This window comes from Bartonella sp. MR63HLJHH (assembly GCF_042194155.1).
GTDB lineage: Bacteria > Pseudomonadota > Alphaproteobacteria > Rhizobiales > Rhizobiaceae > Bartonella > Bartonella grahamii.
The window spans coordinates 80,747-107,561 of record NZ_JBHIMN010000001.1 but is presented as its reverse complement, the minus strand read 5'-3'; the positions used below and the strand labels follow the sequence as shown (position 1 = coordinate 107,561).

The window sequence follows — 26,815 nt, the reverse complement described above, 5'->3', positions numbered from 1 at the left end:
ATGTATCACGAAAAGAAAAAGGAGGAACAAACGTAATACGAACTTAAGCATGTTTAAAAGTTATCCTTTCTTCTTCGAATTTCAGCAAAGATTTCTTCATCTGTTTCTTCTTCCATTGCGAGGTTCCTTCGCAACACACTATCATCCCAGCGGAGAAAGGGATTGGTAGCTTTTTCTTGCCCTAAGGTTACTGGTAAAGTCATAGTATTTTTTGCATGTAGCAAAAAAACTTCTTCTACTCTTTGACGAAGTTTCTGATTATGTGGATCAAGTGTTAACGCGAAAAGAGCATTGTTTTTGGTATATTCATGACCGCAATAAAGAAGTGTCTTATCGGGAAGTTGACGAAGCTTTTTTAAAGAGTTCAGCATTTGAGCAGGTGTTCCTTCGAAAAGGCGTCCACAACCGAGTGAGAAAAGTGTATCTCCAGCAAAGAGCAAACCTTCTTCAGGAAAATAATAAGATAATGCGCCCGAAGTGTGACCAGGTGTTGAAAGAGCCAAAAGTGGGTGAGAACCAAAGAGAAGTTTTTCATCAGGTTGAAGTGTTTGATCAAGATGGTGAATCTTTTCTTTTTCTGCTTCTGGTCCGATAACCATAGCGTTGTATACTTGTTTTAATTCTTCCAATGCTTCTACATGGTCGTGATGATGATGAGTTACAAAAATAGCCTGAAGTGTCCAGTTACGGCGTTTTAAGGCGTCATGAATCGCTTCACCTTCAGGAGCATCAATTGCAGCTGTGTAGCCACTTTTTTCATCATGAATGAGTACACCAAAGTTATCTTTTCGACAAATAAACTGTTCAATCAACATGTTTTTCTCCTGAACAGTGTTTGGTGATGAATCTATAGAATAATATATAGTGGTGAATTTTTTTAAGAATCAGATTTGTCCTCTTCTGTGAAAAGTCCTTTTGAATGTTTCATAATGATAGGCATTTGGGTAAGCATAAAGAGGACTGTTAGGGGCATGACGCCAAATACTTTAAAACTTGTCCAAAAATTGTCGCTAAAATTACGCCAAATAATTTCATTCAAAAGGGCAAGAAAAACGAAAAAGAATGCCCAACGATAGGTAAGTTTTTGCCAGCCTAAATCATCAAGTTTTAATGTAGAATCAAGAGCATAACGTAAAAGTGGTTTTTTAAAACACATACCACCAAAAAGGATGAGCGCAAATAAGCTATTAATAATTGTTGGTTTCATTTTGATGAAAGTATCGTTGTGAAGCCAAAGAGTTAAAAATCCAAAGACTAGAACAAAGATTCCTGAAAGAAGAGGCATAATAGGAATTTGTCTTGCAAGGATCCATGATAAGCTTAGAGAAATAATAATCGCTATCATAAAAATAGCTGTTGCAGGGAAAATAGGTTTACTAAAATTTTGAAAAAATCCAATGTTTTTTATTAACCATTCTCCCTTATAATTGGCAAAAAAGAAGGCAACCAACGGACCCATTTCTAAGAGAAACTTTATGGTTGGTGAGAGAGGGGGGGTCTTATTGTTATTCATATTTTTTTCAGAATTATTGCGTGAATTAGGGTTAGATAAAGGCTGTTTCATGTATGTTTTCCTGCGATAGTTTCGGCAAAGTCAGAAGCAGAAAAAGGTTGAAGGTCTTCAATATTTTCTCCTATACCGATAAAATAAACGGGTAATTTATATTTTGCTGCTATAGCGACAAGAATTCCTCCTCGTGCGGTTCCATCTAGCTTTGTCATGACTAAACCATTAACACCAGCAATATCACGGAAAATTTCCACTTGGTTGAGTGCATTCTGTCCGGTAGTTGCATCAAGCGTTTGAAGGATTGTATGGGGTGCTTGGGGGGTGTGTTTTTTTAAAACACGAATAATTTTTGCCAACTCATCCATCAATTCAGATTTATTTTGTAAACGCCCTGCTGTATCAATAATTAATACATCGCTGTTTGCTTTTTTTGCTTTTTCATAAGCATCAAAGGCTAAGCTGGCGGCATCTGCACCCAATTTTGTCGAAATAACAGGAGAATCAGTACGTTTACCCCAAATATGCAATTGCTCAATAGCTGCGGCTCGGAAAGTATCACCAGCTGCAAGCATAACTTTTAATCCCCCTGCTGTTAATTTTGCTGCAAGTTTTCCGATTGTTGTCGTTTTTCCAGTTCCATTTACACCTACCAGCAAAATAACATGAGGTTTATAGCTGAGATCAAGCTCTAATGGAATTGCAACAGGTTCCAGAACTTTTTTGACCTCATCAGCTACAATAGTATGAATATCGTCTGGGGAAAGATCTTTTCCGTAACGACTGGAAGCTAAAGTATTTGTGATGCGTGTCGCCGTTTCTACTCCAAGATCAGCTTGGATAAGGATATCTTCGAGCTCTTGCAATGTATCTTCATCAAGTTTTCTTTTAACAAAGAGGTCGCCAATTGATCCGCTTAGGCGTTGTGAAGAAAGAGATAGACTTTTTTTAAGGCGCCCAAACCACGCTATCTTTTTTTGTTCAACAGAAGGTTCAGATAAAATTTCTTCATTCTTTTTTTCACGGATGTTGTCTGTGACAATAATTTTACCAGAAAGAGGAATTTTATCAGAATGGGATTCTAGAAATGGAGATTTTTTATCATATTTTGTAAGTGTTAACTCTCGATTTTTTGTTTGCTCTTCTTTTTCTGTGTCTATAGAGATTTGGTTATTTTTTGTCCTTTCATTTTTGTCTTTATTTTCTTCCATTATATCGCTTTTATCAGGAATAGAAATCTGTTGTTTCATTTCCTGCTCTTGAGATTTGTTAAAAGAGAATATTTTTTTAATAAAAGATTTCGTCATAAGAATTTTCCTGCTCAAGCAGCGTTTAATTTTGGAAGGACAGCAATCAATTTATCGCCATCATGATCAACGATAAGGGCTTGAACAATTGTTCCTGCTTTTGCACCTTTAACTTGTACAAGAGTATAATCTTCTGTTCGTCCGATTTCATCTTTTTCAATGAGAACTGTTTGTAGACTGTTTTGCAAATGAGCAAGATGCTTTTGGTAAGCCTCTTCACCTGCTTTACGTAATTTTTCAGCACGCATCTTAACTATTTTACGGTTGATTTGTGGCATACGTGCGGCAGGTGTTCCTTCTCTTGGACTAAAGGGGAAGACATGGAGATGGGTTAAATTACAATCTTTGATTAAAACAAGACTGTTTTGAAACATCTCTTCTGTTTCTGTAGGAAAACCAGCAATTAAGTCGGCACCATAAACCATTGTAGGACGTTTGGCACGCAACTCTTGGCAAAATTGAATGGCATGTTCGCGTAAGTGTCGCCGTTTCATCCGTTTTAAAATCATATTATCACCTGCTTGCAAAGATAAATGCAAATGGGGCATGATCCTTGTTTCATAAGCTAAAAGATTAATGAGTTCTTCGTCTGCTTCAATAGAGTCAATAGATGAGAGGCGTAATCGCGCTAAGTCAGGGACATGATGCAAAATTGCTGAAGTTAATTTTCCTAGAGTAGCTTTTCCAGGAAGATCGTGGCCATAACTTGTAAGGTCAACACCTGTAAGGACCACTTCTTGGATACCCTCACCGATCAGCTTTTTAATTTGTTCTATGACAGCACCCATGGGAACAGAGCGAGATGGTCCTCGTCCATAAGGAATAATGCAAAATGTACAGCGATGATCACATCCATTTTGTACCTGTACAAAAGCGCGGGTGCGCTCTTGCATTGCACTGACCATATGTGGAGCAATTTTTTGTACTTCCATAATATCATTGACACGCACCTTTTCGGAATGGTTAATACCAAAATCAGGAAGTTGACGATAAGAATGGGCGTGAAGTTTATCTTCGTTTCCTAAAACGAGATCCACTTCTGTCATTGAGGCAAAATTTTGTGCTTCTGTTTGGGCTGCACACCCTGTTACAATGATACGTGCATGAGGATTTTCACGTCGTGCTTTGCGGATAGCTTGTTTTGCTTGTCGTACGGCTTCGGTAGTGACAGCACAGGTATTAAAGATAATAGCACCATCTTTAAGCTGATCTAGCCCTGAAGAAGTACTTTCTTTGCGAATGATTTCCGATTCGTAGCTATTAAGCCGACAACCAAAAGTTACAATTTCTATTGCCATCAGGAGTGATCCTTTTTGTAGCACCCTGTTAAAGGGCTTAAAAAACCACTAAATTGATATTTTATTGGTCCTGTCATAATAACGTGATCATCTTCTCGGTAAAAAATATTAAGTGTTCCCTTTGGTAAGTTTACATCAATATGGCGTTGTGTAAGACCACGACGATAAGCAGCCACTGCACTTGCACAGGCAGCACTTCCACATGCTTGTGTTAATCCTGCTCCTCGCTCCCATGTCCGTAAATTTAGACTTTTCTTTGACGTTATGCAAGCAATGGAAATATTGCACTGTTCGGGAAATAGGGGATCATGTTCAAGTTTTGGCCCATATTTTTCTAATGGAATATGTTGAATATCATTTTCAACAAAAAAGATAGCATGGAGATTGCCAATGGATATGAGACAAGCATCTTTTAGGGGACCAGCCGTAATTTCTACGTGATTGGTATCAACTATTTCACGTGAAACAGGCATCTCTTTTGCATTGAAATTTGGGCATCCCATATCAACAGAAATGAGATTATCGGTTTGATATGTCCCTTCAATAATTCCAGTGGGAGTTTCTAAACGAAATTTTTCACCAAAATTGTGATCTTTAAGCCATGCAACGACACAGCGGGTACCATTGCCACAAGCTTTAGCCATTGATCCGTCGGCATTCCATATTTCTATGCGGAAGTCGGCTTTTTTCTGGGTTGGTGTGTGGATAGCCATGATTTGATCAAAATGCATTTCGGGATCTGCTGACAAAGCAAGGATTGCTTGTAGTGTAAGAGCATGAGTGCTTTCACGCATATCAATAACAATAATTTGATTTCCAAGACCGTCCATTTTGCTAAATGGCGTTTTCATGAAACTTCTCTATTTCTAATGATTACTTATAAAGAAATATATGACTGAAAATCTTATAAATTTCTAGTCTTTAATAAAGATAAAATTGGGTACATAAATTATTTCGTTTAAAAATAAGTGATTTTAACCTGTTTTTTTTAATTTGTTAATTTATCTTTGTAACTATAACAAATATTCACTTAATTTTTTTGTGAACTTATTTATTGTCGTGGGAGAGAGTACAGATATGTCGTTTTCAAAAATTTCGTTTTTCGTTGCACTATCAACTGTAATGCTTTTAGGGGGATGTTCAACAACACGGTTTGACAGTAATGACGGTAGTAACGCATTAGAAGTTTTTTATCCATCTCAACAAATGACAACATTGGAAGTGTCTGATCTGTCATCTACTTCTTCGTCGATATCTGAGGCAGCAAACGCTTCGATGTATGAAAAAGGAGATTCTCAGAGTGATGGACGAATGGCTAGTCTCGAATTGCCAAGTAATGCTACTGATTTATTTCCTGCAAGTGTTGCTGGTGTATGGAATCTTTCTATGGGGGGTAAAGTTTGTCGGATCGCAACGCCGCAAACAAAGTTTGGACAAGGGTACCGCGCTGGTCCTTTACACTGTCCAGGAATTGCTTCCCAAGTGAGATCGTGGGCTGTTAAAGGAAAAAGATTATATTTTTATAATAACTCTGGACGTGTTATCCTTGCTCTCTACTCTTCAAATGTTGATCGTTTTGAGGGCCGTACACTTGATGATCATCCCGTTGTTTTAAGTCGTTAAATCATTTTTGATCGTTTATGAAAAACTAAGCTAGACGGGCAGATTCGTGAAAAGTATTTGTATTTTTCATTGAGAACGGTTTGAAAAAGGTTATTTGGATGATTCTCGTTTCAACACGTTATAAAGAGCTTGTCTCTAAAGGGGAGGTTTGTTTTGATCCCGCTCAATTAGCTATAACAGAATATTTTGACCATTTATTAAAAAAAATTGCGGAACAAAACATCTCTCGTCCTTGGACTTGGATATTTTGCTCTTTCTTTAATAGAATATTTAAGAGGAAAAAACAAAATATCTCTTGTGTTGTAAAACAAGGGGATGAAAAAGGTTCTTTTCAGGGGTTGTATGTTTTTGGTGAAGTAGGACGGGGCAAAACCATGCTGATGGATTTGTTCTTTTCTTGTTTGCCTAAAGGTCATAAAAAGCGTGCTCATTTTAATGATTTTATGACTGATGTGCATGAGCGTATTAATTTTTATCGTCAAGCATCTGGGGGTGAAAAGTTTAAACAAGATAATCCTATTTTAGCTGTTGCTGAAGATCTTGCACGAGAAGCAAAGGTACTTTGTTTTGATGAGTTTAGTGTAACAGATATTGCTGATGCTATGGTATTGGGGCGGCTTATTTCTGCTTTGTTTGATAACGGAATTTTCTTTATTGCGACTTCAAATGTGGCGCCGGATAACCTTTATTATAACGGTTTAAATCGTGAACTCTTTTTGCCTTTTATTCAAGTTTTGAAAGCATATGTTCGTGTTGTTAATCTTGATGCAAAAACAGATTATCGTCTTGAAAAATCAAATCTACAGCCTGTGTATGTAGCACCTTTAGGGAAAAAAGCAGATGAATGCATGGATCAAGCATGGGCACTTGTATTGCAAGGACATAAGGAGATATCTGATGAGCTTTCTATAAAAGGGCGCCTTATTCCTATTCCGCGGGTTGGTGCAGGATGTGCACGCTTTGATTATGGAGATTTATGTGCAAAGCCTTTGGCAGCGGCTGAGTATTTGGTATTAGGGGAGAATTATCATACGATTTTTATTGATAATGTACCGGTCATGGATGATACATGTCGCAATGAAACAAAACGGTTTATTTTGCTTATTGATATTCTTTATGAGCGCCACATACGGTTATTTATGTCGGCTGCGGCAGAGGTGGGGGATTTGTATAAAGGGCATGCGCAGATTACGGAAACATTTGAATTTCAAAGAACACAGTCACGTCTTTTTGAAATGCAAAGCCACGATTATTTAAAACTTTGGGAAGAACATTTTCTTTTGAAGAAGAAGCATTGATTATACTTTTACCTTTACGTAAACTGTAAAAACAATAACTCTTTGAAATTAAAGAAATGTAATAATTCTGTTGTATTTTTTTAAAATTCACTTTATCGATACATCGTGATAATTTTCTAATAGTTGTTTCAGCGGAGGGTTGTTGTTTCTGTAAGGAGAAAAATTTGTAAATTTCATTTCTTTACTCCTTTTTATGATATTGTTTGAATATGGTTGAAGTCAAAAATATTCAGTATAGGGACGCTGATGGGTGTGCGCTGAATTATCTAAAAGTTAGGAAAAAATAAAATGGCACGGAAAAAAATAGCTCTCATTGGTTCAGGTATGATTGGTGGTACTTTAGCACATATTATTGGGCTTAAAGAGCTTGCTGATGTGGTCTTATTTGATATTGCAGAAGGTGTGCCACAAGGTAAGGCTCTAGATATCGCCGAATCTTCTCCCGTTGATGGTTTTGATATCAGTCTAAAAGGTGCTAATGCTTATGAAGCAATTGAAGGTGCTGATGTTGTTATTGTAACAGCAGGCGTTGCGCGAAAACCTGGTATGAGCCGTGATGAACTTTTGGGCATTAATTTAAAGGTTATGGAACAAGTTGGAGCTGGAATTAAAAAATACGCTTCTTCAGCATTTGTTATTTGTATTACCAATCCCCTTGATGCAATGGTGTGGGCATTGCAGAAATTTTCAGGTCTCCCTACACATAAAGTGGTTGGTATGGCTGGTGTTCTTGATTCAGCGCGTTTTCGTCATTTCTTATCTGAGGAATTTAAGGTCTCTATTAAAGATGTGACAGCGTTTGTTTTAGGGGGGCACGGTGATACAATGGTTCCTCTCGTGCGTTATTCAACAGTTGGTGGTATTTCTTTGCCTGATCTTATAAAGATGGGCTGGACAACACAGGAAAGAATTGATCAAATTATCCAGCGTACCCGTGATGGCGGTGCAGAAATTGTTGGTTTGTTAAAAACAGGTTCTGCTTATTATGCACCAGCAGCTTCTGCTGTTTCTATGGCTGAGGCCTATTTAAAGGACACTAAGCGTGTTGTGCCTGTTGCAGCTTATCTTTCAGGAGAATATGGGGTTAATGATACCTACGTTGGTGTTCCTGTTGTAATTGGTGCAGGTGGTGTTGAACGAGTCATTGAAATTGATCTTGATAAAGAAGAAAGAGGTGCTTTTGATCATTCAGTAAATGCAGTTAAAAAGCTTTGTGAAGCTTGTATTGCTCTTGTGCCTAGTCTCAAGTAAATTGAACAAGATTTAATTCATTAAAACTAAGTATTTAGAATATTAAAACTTTAGGATTAATAATGATCCATAAAAGAAAAGGACAAATGCATGAATATCCATGAGTATCAGGCCAAACGTCTGCTTCATGAATATGGAGCACCAATTGCAAATGGTGTTGCTGTTTATTCTGTTGAGCAAGCTGAAAAATGGGCGGAAAAATTGCCCGGACCTCTCTATGTGGTTAAAAGTCAGATACACGCTGGTGGTCGTGGTAAGGGTAAGTTTAAAGAACTTGGTCCTGATGCAAAGGGTGGTGTTCGGCTTGCAAAATCTGTTGAAGAAGTTGTTGCAAATGTTCAAGAAATGCTTGGTAAAACTTTGGTAACCAAACAAACGGGTCCAGAGGGTAAGCAGGTCAATCGTCTTTACATTGAGGATGGTGCTGATATTGAAAGGGAGCTTTATCTTTCACTTTTGGTTGATCGTAGCGTTGGTCGAATTGCTTTTGTTGTTTCAACAGAAGGTGGAATGGATATTGAAACGGTTGCTGAAGAGACACCAGAAAAAATATTCACGCTTCCCATTGATGCTGTAGAGGGTGTTACTTCGGTTGATTGTGCAAGACTTTGTGATGCATTGAAACTACAAAGTAGTGCGCGAGAAGATGGTGAAAAGCTTTTTCCGATTCTCTATAAGGCATTTTGTAAAAAAGATATGAGCCTTTTAGAAATCAATCCGCTTATTGTGATGAAAGATGGTCGTTTACGTGTTCTTGATGCAAAAGTTTCTTTTGATAATAATGCTCTGTTTCGTCATCCAGATATTTTAGAATTACGCGATCTTTCAGAAGAGGATCCAAAAGAAATTGAAGCATCAAAGCATGATCTTGCTTATGTTGCTCTTGAGGGTACGATTGGTTGCATGGTTAATGGTGCGGGTCTTGCTATGGCAACAATGGATATTATCAAACTCTATGGAGCTGAGCCTGCAAATTTTCTTGACGTTGGTGGTGGAGCGTCAAAAGAAAAGGTGACAGCTGCTTTTAAAATTATTACGGCCGATCCAAATGTTAAGGGCATTTTGGTTAACATTTTTGGTGGTATTATGCGTTGTGATGTCATTGCTGAAGGTGTGGTTGCTGCTGTTCGTGAGGTTGGTTTAAAGGTTCCCTTAGTTGTTCGTCTTGAAGGCACTAATGTTGAGCAGGGTAAAGCAATTATTAATGAAAGTGGTTTGAATGTTATTCCTGCTGATGATTTAGATGATGCTGCCCAAAAAATTGTTGCAGCCGTGAAGGGAGCTTAAGCTATGTCGATTCTTGTGAATAAAGAGACAAAAGTTCTAGTTCAAGGGCTTACAGGAAAAACAGGAACATTTCATACAGAACAGGCGCTTGCTTATCATGGTACGCAAATGGTTGGGGGTGTTAATCCTAAAAAGGGTGGAGAAACATGGGAAGGTTCAAAAGGCGAAACTCTTCCTATCTTTGCTAATGTTGCAGAAGCAAAGGAAAAAACAGGCGCGGATGCTTCTGTTATTTATGTTCCTCCTGCAGGGGCTGCGGCAGCTATTATAGAGGCTATTGAAGCTGAAGTTCGTTTAATTATCTGTATTACGGAAGGTATTCCCGTTATGGATATGGTTAAAGTGAAGGCGCGATTAGAAAACTCAAAGTCTCGTCTTATTGGTCCTAATTGTCCTGGTATTCTTACACCAAATGAATGTAAAATTGGTATTATGCCTGGTTCTATTTTTAGAAAAGGTTCTGTTGGGGTTGTTTCGAGGTCGGGAACTTTAACTTATGAAGCCGTTTTTCAAACGAGTCAGGAAGGTCTCGGGCAAACAACTGCGATAGGGATTGGTGGCGACCCTGTTAAGGGCACTGAATTTATTGATGTGTTGGAAATGTTTTTAGCGGATGATGAAACTCAGTCTATTGTTATGATTGGGGAGATTGGTGGTTCTGCTGAAGAAGAAGCAGCACAGTTTCTGCAAGATGAAGCAAAAAAAGGTCGTAAAAAACCAGTTGTTGGCTTTATTGCTGGCCGTACAGCTCCTCCAGGACGTACAATGGGACATGCTGGTGCTGTTATTTCTGGTGGTAAAGGTGGAGCAGAAGATAAAATTGCGGCAATGGAATCAGCAGGGATTCGAGTGTCTCCTTCACCATCACAGATAGGTAAGACTTTGATGTCAGTTTTGAAGGGCTAAAAGAAAATTTCACCTGAATAAGAAAAAGTTCTTAGATTCAGGTGAAAAAACTTGAGTATAAAAAGGTAAAACTTTTTTGAATGTTTGAATCATTGCTTGTTTTGTAAGCATTTAAAGGTCGAAAAGAGATATAAGGAGACGGAATAGATGTTCCGGAGAGGTATATGGCAAGGCAGGACGAAATAAATAGCCTTTTTGCACAGACATCATTTCTTTATGGTGGCAATGCGGATTATATAGATCAACTTTATGCTCAATATGAAAAAGATCCTACCAGTGTTGATTCACAGTGGCGTGCTTTTTTTGAAGGACTTCATGATAATAAAGAAGATGTTCTCAGAAATGCTGAAGGGGCAACATGGCAAAGTGATCATTGGCCAGTAAAGGCAAATGGAGAATTGGTTTCTGCTCTTGATGGTGATTGGTCTTCTCTTGAAAAATATCTTGGTGATAAATTAAAGGAAAAAGCAATAACAGGTGCTGCACAAAAGGGAAAAACTTCCAGTGAGCAAGATATTATTCGTGCAACACGTGATTCCGTTCATGCAATTATGATGATTCGTGCGTTTCGAGCACGGGGGCATCTTCGTGCGCGGCTTGACCCTCTTCAATTGGCCGAAAAACAAGAAGATTATAAGGAACTTTCTCCAGAAGCTTATGGTTTTACTCCAGCTGATTACGAGCGTCCCATTTTTATTGATAATGTTTTAGGGTTGGAATATGCAACTATTCCACAAATGCTTGAAATTCTCAACCGTACATATTGTTCAACAATCGGTGTGGAATATATGCATGTTTCTGATCCGGTTCAGAAAGCATGGCTTCAAGAACGCATTGAAGGGCGAGATGAAAAAATTTCTTTCACACAACAAGACAAGAAAGCTATCCTGAAAAAGCTTATTCAGGCAGAAGGATTCGAACAGTTTTTAGACACTAAATATAAAGGTACAAAGCGTTTTGGACTCGATGGTGGTGAGGCGCTGATTCCCGCTCTTGAACAGATTATCAAATGTGGTAGTGCTTTAGGGGTACAGGAAGTTATTTTAGGAATGGCACATCGTGGTCGTTTAAATGTTCTTTCACAAGTTCTTGCCAAGCCGCATAGGGCTATCTTTCATGAATTCAAAGGGGGATCTTATAAGCCTGATGATGTGGAGGGATCCGGTGATGTCAAATATCATTTGGGAACTTCAGCTGATCTTGAATTTGATGGTAAAAAAGTTCATTTATCGCTGTTGGCCAATCCATCTCATCTTGAGATTGTTGATCCGGTTGTTATGGGAAAAGCACGTGCTAAACAAGATCAACTTATGGGACTTGCACATACTGATTTACTCTCATTAAGTGAGCGTTCAAAAGTGATGCCATTGCTTATTCATGGTGATGCTGCTTTTGCGGGACAAGGCGTTATCCAAGAAACTTTTGGTCTTTCAGGTCTTAAAGGTTATCGTGTTGCAGGCTCACTTCATGTTATTATCAATAATCAGATTGGTTTTACAACATCTCCACGTTTTTCACGTTCTTCGCCTTATCCATCAGATGTTGCAAAAATGATTGATGCACCAATTTTCCATGTGAATGGTGATGATCCTGAGGCAGTTGTTTTTGTTGCCAAAATAGCAACAGAGTTTCGCCAAATTTTCCATAAACCGGTGGTTATTGATATGTTTTGTTATCGCCGTTATGGGCATAATGAAGGTGATGAGCCTTCCTTTACGCAACCGCTTATGTATAAAGCAATTCGTAATCATAAAACAACACTTCAACTTTATAGTGACCAATTGGTAGCAGAAGGGGTGATTTCTTTAGAAGAGATTGAGCAACAAAAAAAATTATGGCGCGATAAGCTTGAAGGTGAATTTGAAGCAAGTGCTTCTTATAAGCCTAATAAAGCTGATTGGCTTGATGGAAGCTGGACGGGACTCAAAGCTTTTAGTAGTTCTGATGAACAACATTCTAGAACAACCGGTGTTGAATTAAAAATTTTAAAGGAAATTGGTCAGAAAATTGTCGAAATTCCGGCAGATTTTCACGTTCACAAAACCATTCAACGTTTTTTAAATAATCGTGCTAAAATTTTCGAAACCGGTGAGGGTGTTGACTGGGCAACCGCTGAAGCTCTAGCTTTTGGTTCTCTTTGTTTGGAAGGAGCACCGGTTCGTCTTTCCGGTGAGGATGTTGAACGGGGAACTTTTTCACAACGTCATTCAGTTCTTTATGACCAAGAAAATGAGGCGCGTTATATTCCTTTGAATCATTTACAAAAAGGGCAAGCGCTTTATGAAGTTGTTAATTCTATGCTTTCTGAAGAAGCTGTTCTTGGTTTTGAATATGGATATTCTCTTGCTGAACCACGAGGATTAACACTTTGGGAAGCACAATTTGGTGATTTCTCTAATGGTGCACAGGTCATTTTTGATCAATTTATTTCATCCGCGGAGCGTAAGTGGCTTCGTATGTCTGGTCTTGTGTGTTTATTGCCTCATGGTTTTGAAGGGCAAGGGCCGGAGCATTCTTCTGCACGTTTAGAACGGTTTCTTCAACTTTGTGCGGAAGATAATATGCAGGTTGCTAATTGTACAACCCCTGCAAATTATTTTCATATTTTGCGTCGACAAATTAAGCGTGACTTCCGTAAGCCATTGATTTTGATGACACCGAAATCACTTTTACGTCATAAGCGCGCTGTTTCTCTTCTCAATGAAATGGGGCCAGAAACAAGTTTCTGTCGTGTGTTGCTTGATGATGCAGAATGTCTCAAAGATTCTGTCATTAAGTTGCAGAAAGATAATAAAATTCGCCGTGTCGTTCTTTGTACTGGTAAGGTTTATTACGACCTTTATGAAGAACGTGAAAAAAAGGGTATTGATGATGTTTACCTCCTTCGTGTTGAACAACTTTATCCTTTCCCTGCTAAAGTTTTGGTGAATGTGTTGTCGCGCTTTTTGCAGGCGGAAGTTTTTTGGTGCCAAGAAGAACCAAAAAACATGGGGGCTTGGTCATTTATTGAGCCTTATTTGGAATGGGTTTTGACGCATATTAATGCGCAATATTCACGTGCTCGTTATGCAGGACGTCCTGCGAGTGCGTCACCGGCCTCTGGGTTAATGGTGAAACACCTTGAACAACTGGCTGCGTTTCTTAAAGACGCGTTAGGTTCTTAATTTATTACTACTCTGATGTATGGAAAAATATTATGACTACTGAAATTCGTGTTCCTACTTTGGGCGAATCGGTTACCGAAGCAACGATTGGCAAATGGTTTAAAAAACTTGGCGAAGCTGTCGCTATGGATGAGCCTTTGGTTGAATTAGAAACTGATAAGGTGACCGTTGAAGTTCCTTCTCCTGTTGCGGGAAAATTATCTGAAATCATTGCAAAAGAAGGCGATACGGTTGAAGTAAATGCTCTTTTAGGAGTGGTGGAAGCTAGAGAAGCTGGTGTCTCCCAATCATCTTCACCTTCTGCTACACTTGTTCCAGCGGCTTCATCTGAATCAGAGAAGCCTGCTTCGAGCAGTACAATGCCTCCTTCTCCTTCAGCAGCAAAATTGATGGCTGAAAATAATGTTGCAAAAAGCGATATTTCAGGTTCTGGAAAACGTGGACAAATTCTTAAAGAAGATGTTCTTGGTGGATTAAAACAAAGTACAAATGCCTCTACACCCTCTTCTTCTGCGACGAGTTCTTCGGCAGCTCCTGTCCAAGAAACACGTGAAGAGCGGGTTCGTATGACGAAATTGCGTCAAACAATTGCTCGCCGTCTTAAAGATGCACAAAATGTAGCAGCAATGTTAACCACATTTAATGAGGTTGATATGTCAGCGGTGATGGATTTGCGCAAGCGTTATAAGGACCTTTTTGAAAAGAAACATGGTGTTAAACTTGGTTTTATGGGCTTTTTTACCAAAGCTGTTTGTCATGCATTAAAAGAACTTCCTGCTGTTAATGCCGAGATTGATGGGACAGATATTGTTTACAAAAACTATGTCAATGTTGGAATTGCTGTTGGAACGGATAAAGGGCTTGTTGTTCCAGTAGTGCGAGATGCAGATCAAATGTCATTGGCAGAGATTGAAAAAGAGATTGGTCGTTTGGGGCGTCTTGCGCGTGATGGAAAATTAGCCGTTTCTGATATGCAAGGCGGAACTTTTACCATTACCAATGGTGGTGTGTATGGATCGTTGATGTCAACACCGATTTTGAATGCACCACAGTCTGGTATTTTGGGAATGCATGCGATTAAAGAGCGAGCAATGGTTGTTGAGGGCCAAGTTGTGATCCGCCCCATGATGTATTTAGCGCTTTCTTATGATCACCGTATTGTGGATGGGCAAGAAGCTGTAACTTTCCTTGTGCGTGTTAAGGAAAGCTTAGAAGATCCGGAACGCCTTGTTCTTGATTTGTAAAATACAGTTTTCAGGATGAAAGGAGAAACGGATGTCTTATGATGTGGCTGTGATCGGAGCAGGTCCAGGAGGTTATGTAGCAGCAATAAAGGCTGCACAACTGGGGCTTAAAGTAGCGATTATTGAAAAGCGTACAACATTAGGAGGAACATGTCTCAATGTTGGTTGTATTCCTTCTAAAGCATTGTTGCATGCTTCAGAAGTGTTTTCTGAAACCCAGCATGGTTTTGAAACGCTTGGTATTTCTATTGGTAAATCTAAGCTTAATCTTGAACAAATGATGGTTCATAAGAAAGCTGTGGTGACAGCCAATACAAGTGGCGTTTCTTTTTTGATGAAAAAAAATAAAGTTGATACTTTTTTTGGAACAGCTAAAATTTTGAGTGCGGGTCATGTGGAAGTTGTTGCCAGAGATGGTAATAAACAAACAATTGAAACAAAAAATATTATTATTGCTACGGGCTCAGAGAGTTCAGGCATTCCAAGCGTGAATGTTGAAATTGATGAAAAGACTATTGTTTCTTCTACGGGAGCCCTTTCACTTGAAAAAGTACCAGAGCATATGATTGTAGTGGGTGCTGGTGTTATTGGTTCAGAACTTGGATCAGTTTGGAGCCGTTTAGGTGCTAAAGTTACCATTATTGAGTATCTTAATAAAATTTTGGGCTCAATGGATGGTGAAGTTTCACGGCAATTTCAGAAATTAATGGAAAAACAGGGGATAGAATATAAGACGGGAACAAAGGTGACAGCTGTTACACAATCTGGCTCAACTGCTCAGGTGACTTTTGAAGCCGTCAAAGGTGGTGCAGCTGAAACTTTAGAGGCTGATGTTGTGCTTATTGCTACTGGACGTTCTCCGTATACCGAGGGGCTTGGCTTAGGGGAGGCTGGTGTTCAGTTAGATGAACGCGGATTTATTGCAATTGATGCCCATTGGCAGACGAATGTTCCAGGAATTTATGCGATTGGTGATGTCGTAAAAGGGCCAATGTTAGCGCATAAAGCAGAGGAAGAAGGCGTTGCTGTGGCAGAAATTTTGGCAGGTCAAAAAGGGCATGTTAATTTTGATGTTATTCCTAGTGTTGTTTATACACAGCCGGAAATTGCTAGTGTAGGAAGGACAGAAGAAGAGCTAAAAACTGCTGGTATTGAATATAATGTTGGCAAATTTCCTTTTATGGCTAATGGTCGTGCTCGTGCAATGCAAAAGAGTGATGGGTTCGTTAAAATCCTTTCTGATAAAAAAACAGATCGGGTATTAGGGGGGCATATTCTTGGATTTGGTGCTGGTGAAATGATCCATGAAATTGCAGTTTTAATGGAATTTGGTGGTTCATCAGAAGATCTGGGGCGTTGTTGCCATGCACATCCTACCTTATCAGAAGCCGTGCGTGAGGCAGCTTTGGCAACATTTGCTAAACCACTTCATATTTAAAAAGCTTTTAAAAAGTACATTTTAAAAGTCATAGGAGGCAGAAAATATTTGTGAAGCATACAACAACATTTTAAAACTTTAAAAAGGAATACAACCAATTGTATTGAAATATTCCGTTTGTTGTATGCTTTTCTATAATTATTGTTTTAAAATTCAGTTGTGTAGTTTTTATTGATTATCCTGTTGTGTATTATTGTTTAGAGCGGTGGTGTTTGTTTGGTTTATGTAAAGTTTTACATATGGGGTGGTTTTTATACTATTATAAAATATTTAGGATAGGGTTCTGAGCCTATTTGCGTGCTTTGTTTTAAGAACACATCTCTCAAAATGCGCAAACCTATTTCACGATGGTGCTCGTGAATGGTATAGCTGTAAAGTTCCTCTTGAAATATATAAAATTCATTCAAATTGTTATAAGACCTATTTGTGCATCATCATCTTTATGTTTAGTAAAAGTATACGCTGACATTATAATGCACTTTTTCAGTTCTCAATATTACTAAAGCTCTTTATTATTTGAGAGTTTTTATAAGAGAAATTTTTACTCACACGCCCGCTTTGTTTGTGATGTGCAGGAAAAAGATATTAATTGATTCAATGTGAGGGAGTTTGTGATAAGAGAATCTTATAATATTCAGCGTTATGAATCAAGTTGAAAGTGATATTTATTGTTATAAATCAATGTGTTATATATGATAATGAATCATATGAAGAGAGAAGCCAAGAGGAATTCGCTCAAAGAAATTGAATTGTTTAATGATTGGTGTGGGTTAAGGATATTTGTCATTTAAGATGAAGAGGGGAGGGGTTGAATATTCTACAAAATACCACTCTTTTTTAAAAGAGCGGTATTTTTATATCTTTTGTTTATGACGCTATCTTTTTGATGATAATGACAAGTTATACAGTGTGATTAAATTAGTTTTTGCTTCTCTGTTTTTCTTGATCATTGCTTGCTATGTCTTAGAAAGATGATATGTTTCTTCTTTAAGGTTGTTAAGAAATCGTAATGTTGCCAAAATATAACGAATAGCTAAATTTTTTTGAAAACCATAATTACATGAGAATATTAAGTTTGTTTTCATTGGGCAGTTTTCTGATAACTTAAAAAATTAAGCATATGCTTTCTATAGGTATAAATTTAAAATTCTAATTTTTTATCCTCTTGTTGTTCTCTTATAAAAGTGGGAAGCCCCATACGATCAAGATATTTAAGGAAAGGGCGGGGTGGTAATTCCTCTACATTGACCATAGTCTTAACATCCCATTCGCCTGTAGCAATGAGAAGGGCTGTAGCAGCAGCTGGTACGCCAGCGGTATAGGAAATGCCTTGTGCTCCAGTTTCATGAAAAGCTTGTTTATGATCGGCTATATTATAGATAAAAATTTCTCGCAGGTGTCCATCTTTTTCGCCTTTAATAAGATCTCCGATACAGGTTTTTCCTGTGTAGTCTGGGGCGAGAGAGGAAGGGTCGGGTAAGACGGCTTTCACGACTTTCAAGGGCACGACTTCTTGACCTTCCGCCGTTTTAATCGGTTGTTCGGATAAGAGTCCGAGGTTTTTTAGAACCGTAAAAACAGTGATATAACGTTCACCAAATCCCATCCAGAAACGGACATTCTCCACATCGAGATTTTTCGATAATGAATGAATTTCATCATGTCCTGTCATATAGGCTTTTTGTTTTCCAACAACGGGGAGATCCCATTCATGGCTGATTTCAAACATTTTATTGGAAGTCCATTTTTTATTTTGCCATGACCATACTTGTCCTGTAAATTCACGGAAGTTAATTTCTGGATCAAAATTTGTAGCAAACCAACGCCCATGATTTCCGGCATTAATATCAATAATATCAATATCTGTGATTTTATCAAAATAATCATCGCGCGCTAATGCTGCATAAGCATTCACTACACCTGGGTCAAAACCTGCTCCTAAAATAGCGGTTATACCAGCTTTTTCACATTCTTGACGCCGAGGCCATTCATAATTGCCATACCAAGGAGGTGTTTCACAAATTTTCAAGGGGTCTTCATGGATCGCTGTATCGATATAAGCGCATTTGGTTTCAATACAAGCTGAAAGAACAGACATATTAAGAAAGGCAGAACCAACATTAATGACAATTTCGCATTTGGTCTTTTGGATGAGCTTTATAGTTTCTTCTACATTCATGGCATTGAGCGAATGGCTTTTGAGAACACCCTGTTCTTTCATTGTGTTTTTTTCTTTAATAGAAGCAATGATGGCTTCACATTTTTTGAGTGTTCGTGAAGCAATATGAATTTCACCAAGAATATCGTTGTTTTGAGCACATTTGTGTGCAACAACTTGTGCAACACCTCCAGCACCAATAATGAGAACATTTTTTTTCATTGTAGGTTCATCTCCTTTTTAATACTGTTGTATGACGTTTTTATGGTTGATCTTTATGAAAGGCTTTTCTGATAGTCGTTATAGCTGAATTGGCGTTGAAGTGTTAGTGTACCATCGCATTCTTTGAGAACAATAGCAGGCATTGTAACGCCATTAAACCAGTTTTTCTTGACCATTGTATAACCTGCTGCATCCTGAAAAGACAGCCGATCGCCTATTTTAAGAGGCTGTTGAAATTGAAATGTTCCAAAAATATCACCAGCAAGACAAGATTTTCCACAAACCATGATTTCGTGTGGTCCTTGATTGGGTTCTAATTTGGCATTTTCACGATAAATGAGAAGATCAAGCATATGTGCTTCAATTGAGCTGTCAACGATGGCAAGATTCTTTTCATTATACAATGTGTCAAGAACACTGACTTCTAATGTGGTGCTTTTGGTGATAGCAGCTTCTCCTGGTTCTAGAAAAAGAGTAACACCATGGGTTTTAGAAAATTGTTTTAAACGTTTTGCGAAAGATTCTAAAGGATAATTTTCAGCGGTAAAATGGATTCCGCCACCAAGGCTTATCCAGTCAACCGCAGCGAAAAGTTCTGCAAATTTTTCTTCCATGTGATTCAGCATTTGGTTAAAAAGATTAAAATCAGCATTTTCGCAATTGTTGTGGATCATCAGGCCATTTATGAGGGGTAGAACTTCTTTTATAGCGCTTTGATTGGTTTCGCCTAAGCGGCTAAAAGGGCGGGAGGGATTGGCAAGATCAAAATTGGATGCGCTGATTCTTGGATTTAACCTCAAACCCCGTTGGATGGTCTTGCTAGCTTTAGAAAAACGTTGAAGTTGTTGGATTGAGTTAAAGATAATTTTGTCTGTATAGCTACAGGCTTCATCAATTTCATGATCGGCCCAAGCAACCGAATAAGCATGTGTTTCTTTGCCAAATTTTTCTCTTCCTAAACGCAGTTCATAAAGGGATGATGATGTGGTTCCATCCATGAACTCGGACATTAAATCAAAAACACTCCATGTAGCAAAACATTTCAAAGCAAGTAAAATTTTAGCTCCAGACATTTCCCGTAAACGAGAAATTGTTTGCATGTTTTTGATGAGTTTCGATTTGTCTATAAGGTAGTAGGGGGTTTTTATCATCATTTATTCATTCTTTTTTGAAGGATCTTATTACCAAGATCAACGTTTAGTACAAAGAGTAACAGAATGTCTCAAGAAAAAAGAGTCTTAAGAAAAGAATCTGTTTCTGTCTAGAAAGAGAAAGGCTTTCTGTAATTACTGTTGTTTATTATTTTGAGTTTTGCGTTATGAGTATGAAAAAAAAATTATATTATGCTTTAGCTTTTGTATTGGTTAGCAGTTTTTTCATTATAACAACTACTCTTGTTAATTGGGGGCAAAATAGGAGTGATGCTAAAGCCAAACTGGTTACTCAGACTTCTGTCCAAGATAGTTCGGTGCCTTTGATTTTTACGGGGCGTAGAGAACTTAATGGTTTTAAAGGTTATCGTCATTATCGGCGTGGTTATCGTAAATATAGTGATAATTGGTGGTATCCTGAAGTGGCATTTGTTACGTCACCGCACTTAAGCACAAAAAGCGCATCATTAAAAGCTGTACCAGATGCTAAAAAAGTGTTTTTAACGTCTTCTTCGGAAAAATTAGAAAAAAAAGAGCCATGGATGCTTAAACAACATATTGAATCTTGCCGTGCGCGTTATCGCTCTTATAATAAAAATGATAATAGTTTTCAGCCTTTTCATGGGGGGCGTAAACAGTGTTTATCACGCTTTTTTAAAGGATAGAAATTATTAAATAAATTTTTAATTGCTTCTTGTCGTGGGCGTTATTGTTCTTACAATAAAGAGAAAACTTGCGTGGTGCGCAGCATTTTCATGAAAGCGTTTTTTTTGAAAAATTTAAATACTTTTAAGTTTTATTAAATCTTATTATCATTAAGTGTGGAATGGGGGGTAAGGATATAAGTTTTTGTTTTGTCGATGACAAAATATTAAGGACAGGATGGAGTTGAAAGAATGACAACACGGGAAGCAATGTTGATATTGCTCGTTTTGCTTCCCTTTGGTGGAAGTGCTATCATTGGCTTTTTTCGCTCGACAGCAAAAAATAATGAAGCATGGTTTGCTGGGATTGTTGCACTTTTCTGTCTTATTTTTACAATAATGCTTTATCCGGAAGTTCGCGGAAACCACGTAGTGCGTTTAGATATTTCTTGGCTTCCAGAATGGGGGAGCGATTTGATTCTCCGTATAGATGGTTTATCGTGGCTTTTTTGCTTGCTCATTACAGGAATTGGGTTGCTTGTTGTCATTTATTCACGTTATTACATGGATCCAGCAGATTCTGTACCGCGATTTTTTTCCTTTTTTTTGGCCTTTATGGGATCAATGACGGGAATAGTCTTATCAGGTAATCTCGTATTTTTGGTTATTTTTTGGGAACTCACCAGCATTTTTTCTTTTTTGTTGATCGGCTATTGGTATCATAATGCAAGTGCGCGTGAGGGTGCGCGTATGGCTCTAACGATCACAGGTTTTGGCGGTTTTGCACTTTTTATTGGGGTTTTATTGATCGGGTATATTGTTGGCAGTTTTGATTTGGATAAAGTGCTGCAGTCTGGAGATATGATCCGGTCAAGTTCTCTTTATAGTCCTGTCCTTATTTGTATTTTATTGGGGGGATTAACAAAAAGTGCGCAGTTTCCCTTTCATTTTTGGCTGCCCAATGCGATGGCTGCTCCAACCCCTGTATCGGCTTATTTGCATTCAGCAACCATGGTAAAAGCGGGATTGTTTTTGCTTGTTCGTTTATGGCCTGTGCTTTCTGGGACAGAATCTTGGTTTTGGCTGGTTGGCTTTTCAGGACTCTCTACATTGCTGCTTGGTGCCTATTTTTCCATGTTTCAGCAAGACTTGAAAGGGCTGCTTGCTTATTCAACTATTAGTCATCTTGGATTGATTACCACGCTTTTAAGCCTTGGTAGTCCACTTGCTTGTGTTGCAGCGATCTTCCATATGGCTAATCATGCTACTTTTAAAGCTTCTTTATTTATGGCTGCTGGTATTATTGATCACGAGACGGGAACACGTGATATGCGTAAATTGTCAGGGCTTTATCGCTCTATGCCTATTACAGCAACTCTCGCTTTAGTTGCAAGCGCAGCGATGGCTGGAGTTCCTTTGTTGAATGGTTTTTTATCGAAAGAGATGTTTTTTGCTGAAGCTGTTGAAACGCATATGGAATCATGGCTCGATTGGATTGCACCTTATGTAGCAACGCTGGCTAGTCTGTTTAGTGTAACCTATTCTATACGCTTTATTCATGGCGTTTTTTTGGGACCAAAACCTGTCAATTTACCCAAAACTCCCCATGAACCACCGCATTTCATGCGTTTACCAATGGAGCTTTTGGTGTTTATTTGTTTAGCAGTTGGTATTTTTCCTAATTTAACAATAGGACCTATTTTAGATAACGCGGTTGTGTCTGTTTTAGGATCAATGACAATCCCTTATAGTTTAGCTGTTTGGCATGGGTTTAATACTCCATTAGTGATGAGTTTTGTTGCGTTATTAGGAGGCGGATTACTCTACGCTGTCGGGCACCGTTATTTTTTATCCTGTGATGATGGAGCGCCTTTTTTTCGTCACTTAAATGGACCGCGTATTTTTGAACGCATTCTCGTGATTATTTCTTGGAAATGGGCACGTGCGGTGGAATCTATTTTGTCAACACGTCGTTTGCAGATACAGTTGCACTGGATTTTTTGGGTGTGTTTTGCATTTGTTGGTCTTTTACTTTGGTGCGATGGTTTTATTTCAGCGGGGGCGTTACCGCTTTTCCCAGTTGATATTCCCTTTCTCGCTCTTTGGTTAGTTGGCGGATTATGTGCACTTTTAGTTGCTTGGCAAGCGAAGTTTCATCGTCTTGCATCACTCATGTTGTTGGGGGGAGCTGGTTTGATGACTTGTGCAACCTTTTTATGGCTTTCTGCTCCTGATTTAGCAATAACACAATTAGTTGTTGAGGTTGTTACAGTCGTCTTATTATTGCTTGGTTTACGGTGGTTGCCTAAACGTTTGCATAATCCTACTCCAACGCCTGTTCGTTTTTTCGTGCGCTTGCGTCGTATCCGTGATTTCATCATAGCCCTTGTGGGAGGTGCTGGTGTAGCATGGCTCTCTTTTGCAGTGATGACACGTCCTCAAGGTACGACGATTTCTGATTTTTTTCTCACAAAGGCTTACTCTGATGCTGGTGGTCGCAATGTTGTGAATGTGTTGTTGGTTGATTTCCGTGGTTTTGATACTATGGGAGAAATTGTCGTTTTGGGTGTTGTATCACTCACTGTTTTTGCCCTTTTACGGCGGTTTCGTCCTGCCCCTGAAAGTATTGATGCACCTTTTCAGCAACGTGTCCAGAAAGCCTTTGATATGGCACAGCCTAATCGAAATGTGGGAGATACAGTGTTGAATTATTTAGCTGTTCCTGCTGTTATTATGGGTTGGCTCTTTCCGATTATTATCGCTTTTGCTATTTATTTATTTATGCGAGGGCATGATCTGCCAGGAGGTGGATTTGTCGGTGGTGTTACTTTGGCGATAGGATTTATTTTACAATATCTTGCACGCGATATTCGGTGGGTGGAAACGCATTTGAGAGTTTTACCTTTGCGTTGGATGGGCTTTGGTTTATTGTTGTCAGTCGTAACGGGGATGGGCTCTTGGTTTTTTGGATATCCTTTTTTAACATCCTTTTTTCGATATATTCATTTTCCGTTAATTGGAAAAGTTCCCATGGCATCTGCTTTTTTGTTTGATTTTGGTGTGCTTTCTCTTGTGTTAGGAGCAACTGTTCTCATTTTAATTGCACTTGCACACCAGTCAATTCGGAGTTACCGAATCGGTAAGAAACCTGTTTTGAAAGAGAAGGAAAATTAATGGAAATTGTTCTTTCTTTAGGTATTGGTATTCTTGTTGGATCAGGAATTTGGCTTATTTTACGTCCACGCACTTTTCAAGTCATTCTTGGTTTGTCTTTGATTTCCTATGGTGTCAATCTTTTTATGTTTTCAATGAGTAGACCGCGTAGTAATGCCGCTCCAATTGTTGATCCTACTACTGTTATTAATCCAGCTAATTATGTCGATCCTCTTCCTCAAGCCTTAGTTTTAACTGCGATTGTGATTGGTTTTGCAACGACAGCTTTATTTTTAGTTATTCTCTTGGTTTCACGCGGTTTAACGGGTTCAGATCACGTTGATGGACGTGAGGTGCAGTGATGGAAGTAGGGGTGCACCATCTCCTTATTTTGCCTATTCTTTTGCCGTTAATCACTGGAGCACTTCTTCTTTTTTATGATGAACGGCGTTCGAAATTTAAATCATTGATTAGTCTTTTTTCGGCGGGATTGTCGGTCGTTATTGCTGTTTTACTGATTATACGTACTCTTGAAATAGCGCCGGCTTGCGATGTTTATCGGCTTGGCAATTGGCTCTCTCCCTTCGGAATTGTTTTGGTCCTTGATCGTTTAAGCGCCATGATGCTTTTACTTTCAAGCTTATTGGTGACTAGCGTACTGGTTTTTGCGCGGGCTCATTGGTACAAAGCGGGTTCTCATTTTCAGTCACTGATGCAATTTTTCATGGTTGGAATGAACGGCGCTTTTTTGACCGGTGATTTATTTAATTTATTTGTATTTTTTGAAGTTATGTTAACGGCTTCCTATGGGCTTGCTTTGCATGGTTCTGGTCAGACACGCGTGCGTGCAGGGTTGCATTATGTTGTGGTTAATCTTGTTGCTTCATTACTTTTTTTAGTTGGTACAGCACTTATTTATGGAGTCGCTGGTACTCTTAATATGGCCGATTTGGCTGTTAAAATAAAATATATATCTTCTACAGATATTGTTTTGTTCGAAATAGGTGTTGCACTTCTAGGTATTGCTTTTTTGCTTAAGGCTGGTATGTGGCCGCTTAATTTTTGGTTGGTGCCAACTTACAGCGCGGCAGTAGCGCCCGTTGGAGCTTCTTTTGCACTTTTGAGCAAGGTGGGTATTTATATTATTTTACGTTTAACGCTGCTGTGGTTTGGTCCTGAAAGTGAATATTTTAACCATTTTGGTCATACGGTTTTGTTTTATGGTGGGCTTGCCACTTTGATTTTTGGTTTTATTGGGGTATTGGCGAGCCAAGTTTTGGTGCGTTTGGCAGCTTATAGTGTTCTTGTCTCTTCTGGTACATTGTTGGCAGCAATAGGGATTGGCAATGCAGCACTGACAGCAGGTGCACTTTTTTATATTGTTTCTTCAACTTTAGCACTGGGAGCTTTTTTTCTTTTGGTAGAGTTGGTTGAACGCTGTCAAGATGTGGCTGCTAATGTTCTGGCTGTCACAATGGAGGTTTATGGTGATGATGAAGAGGAGGAAGAAGATGAAGTTGGCACATATCTCCCTGTAACCTTGGCAATTCTTGGGGCTTGTTTTGGTATCTGTGCCATTTTGATTATTGGATTGCCACCTTTTTCTGGTTTTGTTGCTAAACTTATGATGTTCATGGCAGTTTTAAACCATAGTAGAGAGGATTTTTTTGCCTCTCTTCCGGTTTATCATGATTGGCTTTTTGTGGTTTTTGTCACCCTCTCAGGTTTTGCAGCTTTGATTGCACTGACACGAACGGGGATTCGAACTTTTTGGGTTTCTCTTGAAGGTCGCGTTCCCCGTGTGCAGGTGATAGAATTTGCGCCTATTGCTGTTCTTCTTGCCTTGTGTTTTCTTATAACAATTGTAGCCGGTCCTGTTAGTCATTATATGTCTGAAACTGCTAAGACTTTGTATGAACCTCAGAATTATATTGGGAGCGTTTTAACGGATTTTTCTCTCGAAAAGAGGGAGATGAATAAATGAATCGTTTTTGTCCTTCTCCTTTTTTCAGTGGTGTCATTGTCCTTATGTGGCTTATTTTAAATGGTTTTAGTTTAGGGCAATTGTTTTTAGGTATTATAACCGCTTTGTTTTGTGGTTGGATGATACGGCTTCTTGAGCCGGAGAAGGTTGCTATTAAAAACTGGAGTGCGGTTTTTCGTCTTATTTTTCGAGTCTTGATAGATTCTATATCCTCAAATATCTCGGTGGCTTGGTTTGTTTTAACAAAAAGGTCTCGAAAACAGCGATCTGGCTTTATTGTAGTGCCTCTTCTGCTTCATAATCGCACTGCTTTGGCTATTTTAGCGTGCATCCTTTCGGCAACTCCTGGAACGGCTTGGGTTGCCTATAATAGTAAAAAGGGTGAGCTTTTGCTCCATGTCTTAAATTTAAAAAAAGGATATAATTATCAACGATTGATAAAACAACGGTATGAGCAATTACTTTTGGAGATTTTCTTATGAGTATGGTGATCCTTTATTGGGGGCTTTTCTTTTCACAGTTTTTTTTAAGTTTGGCGGTGGTCTTCGCATTGTTTCGGTTGATTCGTGGTCCACGGGCACAGGATAGAATTGTTGGTTTGGATGCTCTTTATATAACCACTGTTCTTTTGTTTCTTACATTCGATATCCGTTCAGGAACAACCATTTATTTTGTTGCTGCCCTCATTATTGGGTTGTTGGGGTCTGTTTCAAGCATCGCTTTAGCGAAGTTTCTTATGCGGGGGGAGGTTATTGAATGAAAGATGACGTATCGCTTGTGGTGGCTATTGCTATCACGGTTTTCTTAATATTAGGGTCTGGATTGACACTGATCGCAACGATAGGTTTGGTGCGCTTTTCCAGTTTTTATGAGCGTTTGCATATGCTTTCAGTGTGTACGAGTTGGGGTGTTGGTAGCATTCTTATTTCTTCATTTCTTTATTCAATATTTGTGGACCATTATTTTGTTTTTCATGAAGTGTTGCTGATGTTTTTTTTGTTTTTAACAGCACCGGTAGCTTCTATGTTGCTCTCACATACAGCAGCTTATCGACATCATTCAGAAGAACAGTCAGAAAAACCGCTGGCTCTTTTATTAAACCAGACGGAGGAAAAGTTACTCACGTCAGAAGGAACATCAAGCGATGAGAGCCAGCGCGGTTCTTGAAATGTAAGAACCT

The 26,815-nt window shown here is 38.7% G+C and carries 22 protein-coding genes; 15 read left to right on the top strand and 7 right to left on the bottom strand.

Translation table 11 applies throughout. The annotated features are described in order from the left end of the window. Window positions 1–53: 53 nt before the first annotated feature. From gloB to dapF, 5 genes are all read right to left on the bottom strand, one after another. Window positions 54–815 carry a hydroxyacylglutathione hydrolase gene (gloB, locus tag ACFIKQ_RS00465; RefSeq protein ID WP_375635352.1) on the bottom strand — a complete coding sequence of 254 codons (762 nt, stop codon included), beginning with the start codon at window positions 813–815 and terminating at the stop codon, window positions 54–56. 62 nt (window positions 816–877) lie between these two features. After that, window positions 878–1,564, bottom strand: a complete 687-nt coding sequence (locus ACFIKQ_RS00460; protein ID WP_375655548.1) for a septation protein A — start codon at window positions 1,562–1,564, stop codon at window positions 878–880. Continuing rightward, entirely contained in the window at window positions 1,561–2,814 is a 1,254-nt protein-coding gene (gene ftsY, locus ACFIKQ_RS00455) for a signal recognition particle-docking protein FtsY (RefSeq protein ID WP_375646932.1), read from the bottom strand. The genes ACFIKQ_RS00460 and ftsY overlap by 4 nt, the downstream gene beginning before the upstream one ends. Before the next feature lie 14 nt (window positions 2,815–2,828). After that, window positions 2,829–4,112 carry a tRNA (N(6)-L-threonylcarbamoyladenosine(37)-C(2))-methylthiotransferase MtaB gene (gene mtaB / locus ACFIKQ_RS00450; protein ID WP_375644345.1) on the bottom strand — a complete coding sequence of 428 codons (1,284 nt, stop codon included), beginning with the start codon at window positions 4,110–4,112 and terminating at the stop codon, window positions 2,829–2,831. Beyond that, the gene (dapF, locus tag ACFIKQ_RS00445; protein WP_375655546.1) at window positions 4,112–4,963 is read right to left on the bottom strand and encodes a diaminopimelate epimerase; all 852 of its coding nucleotides are present in this window, start codon (window positions 4,961–4,963) and stop codon (window positions 4,112–4,114) included. Before dapF ends, mtaB begins: the two co-directional genes overlap by 1 nt. Window positions 4,964–5,189: 226 nt before the next feature. Here dapF and ACFIKQ_RS00440 point away from each other — a divergent pair, with 226 nt between their 5' ends. The 8 genes from ACFIKQ_RS00440 to lpdA all read left to right on the top strand — a co-directional run bounded on the left by ACFIKQ_RS00440 (window position 5,190) and on the right by lpdA (window position 16,323). Beyond that, the gene (locus ACFIKQ_RS00440) at window positions 5,190–5,735 is read left to right on the top strand and encodes an AprI/Inh family metalloprotease inhibitor (RefSeq protein ID WP_015857108.1); all 546 of its coding nucleotides are present in this window, start codon (window positions 5,190–5,192) and stop codon (window positions 5,733–5,735) included. Between the two features lie 98 nt (window positions 5,736–5,833). Beyond that, entirely contained in the window at window positions 5,834–7,033 is a 1,200-nt protein-coding gene (gene zapE, locus ACFIKQ_RS00435; RefSeq protein WP_375655653.1) for a cell division protein ZapE, read from the top strand. A gap of 288 nt (window positions 7,034–7,321) precedes the next feature. Then, complete coding sequence (gene mdh, locus ACFIKQ_RS00430; RefSeq protein WP_375635347.1) at window positions 7,322–8,284, top strand: malate dehydrogenase; 963 nt, start codon at window positions 7,322–7,324, stop codon at window positions 8,282–8,284. 90 nt (window positions 8,285–8,374) lie between these two features. Beyond that, a complete protein-coding gene (sucC, locus tag ACFIKQ_RS00425; RefSeq protein ID WP_375635346.1) occupies window positions 8,375–9,571 on the top strand; it encodes an ADP-forming succinate--CoA ligase subunit beta in 1,197 nt (398 codons plus the stop codon). A gap of 3 nt (window positions 9,572–9,574) precedes the next feature. Continuing rightward, on the top strand, window positions 9,575–10,477 hold the full coding sequence (gene sucD, locus ACFIKQ_RS00420) for a succinate--CoA ligase subunit alpha (RefSeq protein ID WP_375625535.1): 903 nt from the start codon (window positions 9,575–9,577) through the stop codon (window positions 10,475–10,477). 164 nt (window positions 10,478–10,641) lie between these two features. Continuing rightward, the gene (locus ACFIKQ_RS00415; RefSeq protein ID WP_375652541.1) at window positions 10,642–13,641 is read left to right on the top strand and encodes a 2-oxoglutarate dehydrogenase E1 component; all 3,000 of its coding nucleotides are present in this window, start codon (window positions 10,642–10,644) and stop codon (window positions 13,639–13,641) included. A gap of 32 nt (window positions 13,642–13,673) precedes the next feature. Next, complete coding sequence (gene odhB / locus ACFIKQ_RS00410) at window positions 13,674–14,885, top strand: 2-oxoglutarate dehydrogenase complex dihydrolipoyllysine-residue succinyltransferase (RefSeq protein WP_375655544.1); 1,212 nt, start codon at window positions 13,674–13,676, stop codon at window positions 14,883–14,885. Between the two features lie 31 nt (window positions 14,886–14,916). Then, the gene (gene lpdA / locus ACFIKQ_RS00405; protein ID WP_375655542.1) at window positions 14,917–16,323 is read left to right on the top strand and encodes a dihydrolipoyl dehydrogenase; all 1,407 of its coding nucleotides are present in this window, start codon (window positions 14,917–14,919) and stop codon (window positions 16,321–16,323) included. Window positions 16,324–17,464: 1,141 nt separating this feature from the next. Here lpdA and ACFIKQ_RS00400 read toward each other — a convergent pair. Further along, on the bottom strand, window positions 17,465–18,703 hold the full coding sequence (locus ACFIKQ_RS00400; RefSeq protein ID WP_375655540.1) for a saccharopine dehydrogenase NADP-binding domain-containing protein: 1,239 nt from the start codon (window positions 18,701–18,703) through the stop codon (window positions 17,465–17,467). Window positions 18,704–18,756: 53 nt separating this feature from the next. After that, on the bottom strand, window positions 18,757–19,854 hold the full coding sequence (locus ACFIKQ_RS00395; RefSeq protein ID WP_375655651.1) for a carboxynorspermidine decarboxylase: 1,098 nt from the start codon (window positions 19,852–19,854) through the stop codon (window positions 18,757–18,759). Between the two features lie 167 nt (window positions 19,855–20,021). Between ACFIKQ_RS00395 and ACFIKQ_RS00390 the strand changes: the two genes are divergently transcribed. The 7 genes from ACFIKQ_RS00390 to mnhG all read left to right on the top strand — a co-directional run bounded on the left by ACFIKQ_RS00390 (window position 20,022) and on the right by mnhG (window position 26,802). Beyond that, window positions 20,022–20,519, top strand: coding sequence for a BA14K family protein (locus tag ACFIKQ_RS00390; RefSeq protein WP_375644339.1), 498 nt, complete (start codon window positions 20,022–20,024; stop codon window positions 20,517–20,519). 231 nt (window positions 20,520–20,750) lie between these two features. Then, the gene (locus tag ACFIKQ_RS00385; RefSeq protein ID WP_375646923.1) at window positions 20,751–23,672 is read left to right on the top strand and encodes a monovalent cation/H+ antiporter subunit A; all 2,922 of its coding nucleotides are present in this window, start codon (window positions 20,751–20,753) and stop codon (window positions 23,670–23,672) included. Then, window positions 23,672–24,013, top strand: a complete 342-nt coding sequence (locus tag ACFIKQ_RS00380; protein WP_015857096.1) for a Na+/H+ antiporter subunit C — start codon at window positions 23,672–23,674, stop codon at window positions 24,011–24,013. Before ACFIKQ_RS00385 ends, ACFIKQ_RS00380 begins: the two co-directional genes overlap by 1 nt. Further along, entirely contained in the window at window positions 24,013–25,635 is a 1,623-nt protein-coding gene (locus ACFIKQ_RS00375; protein WP_375635339.1) for a monovalent cation/H+ antiporter subunit D, read from the top strand. The genes ACFIKQ_RS00380 and ACFIKQ_RS00375 overlap by 1 nt, the downstream gene beginning before the upstream one ends. Beyond that, window positions 25,632–26,117, top strand: a complete 486-nt coding sequence (locus ACFIKQ_RS00370) for a Na+/H+ antiporter subunit E (protein ID WP_375644337.1) — start codon at window positions 25,632–25,634, stop codon at window positions 26,115–26,117. The genes ACFIKQ_RS00375 and ACFIKQ_RS00370 overlap by 4 nt, the downstream gene beginning before the upstream one ends. Then, complete coding sequence (locus tag ACFIKQ_RS00365) at window positions 26,114–26,395, top strand: K+/H+ antiporter subunit F (RefSeq protein WP_375635337.1); 282 nt, start codon at window positions 26,114–26,116, stop codon at window positions 26,393–26,395. The genes ACFIKQ_RS00370 and ACFIKQ_RS00365 overlap by 4 nt, the downstream gene beginning before the upstream one ends. Then, complete coding sequence (gene mnhG, locus ACFIKQ_RS00360; RefSeq protein WP_375644336.1) at window positions 26,392–26,802, top strand: monovalent cation/H(+) antiporter subunit G; 411 nt, start codon at window positions 26,392–26,394, stop codon at window positions 26,800–26,802. Before ACFIKQ_RS00365 ends, mnhG begins: the two co-directional genes overlap by 4 nt. The last annotated feature ends 13 nt before the right edge of the window (window positions 26,803–26,815 follow it).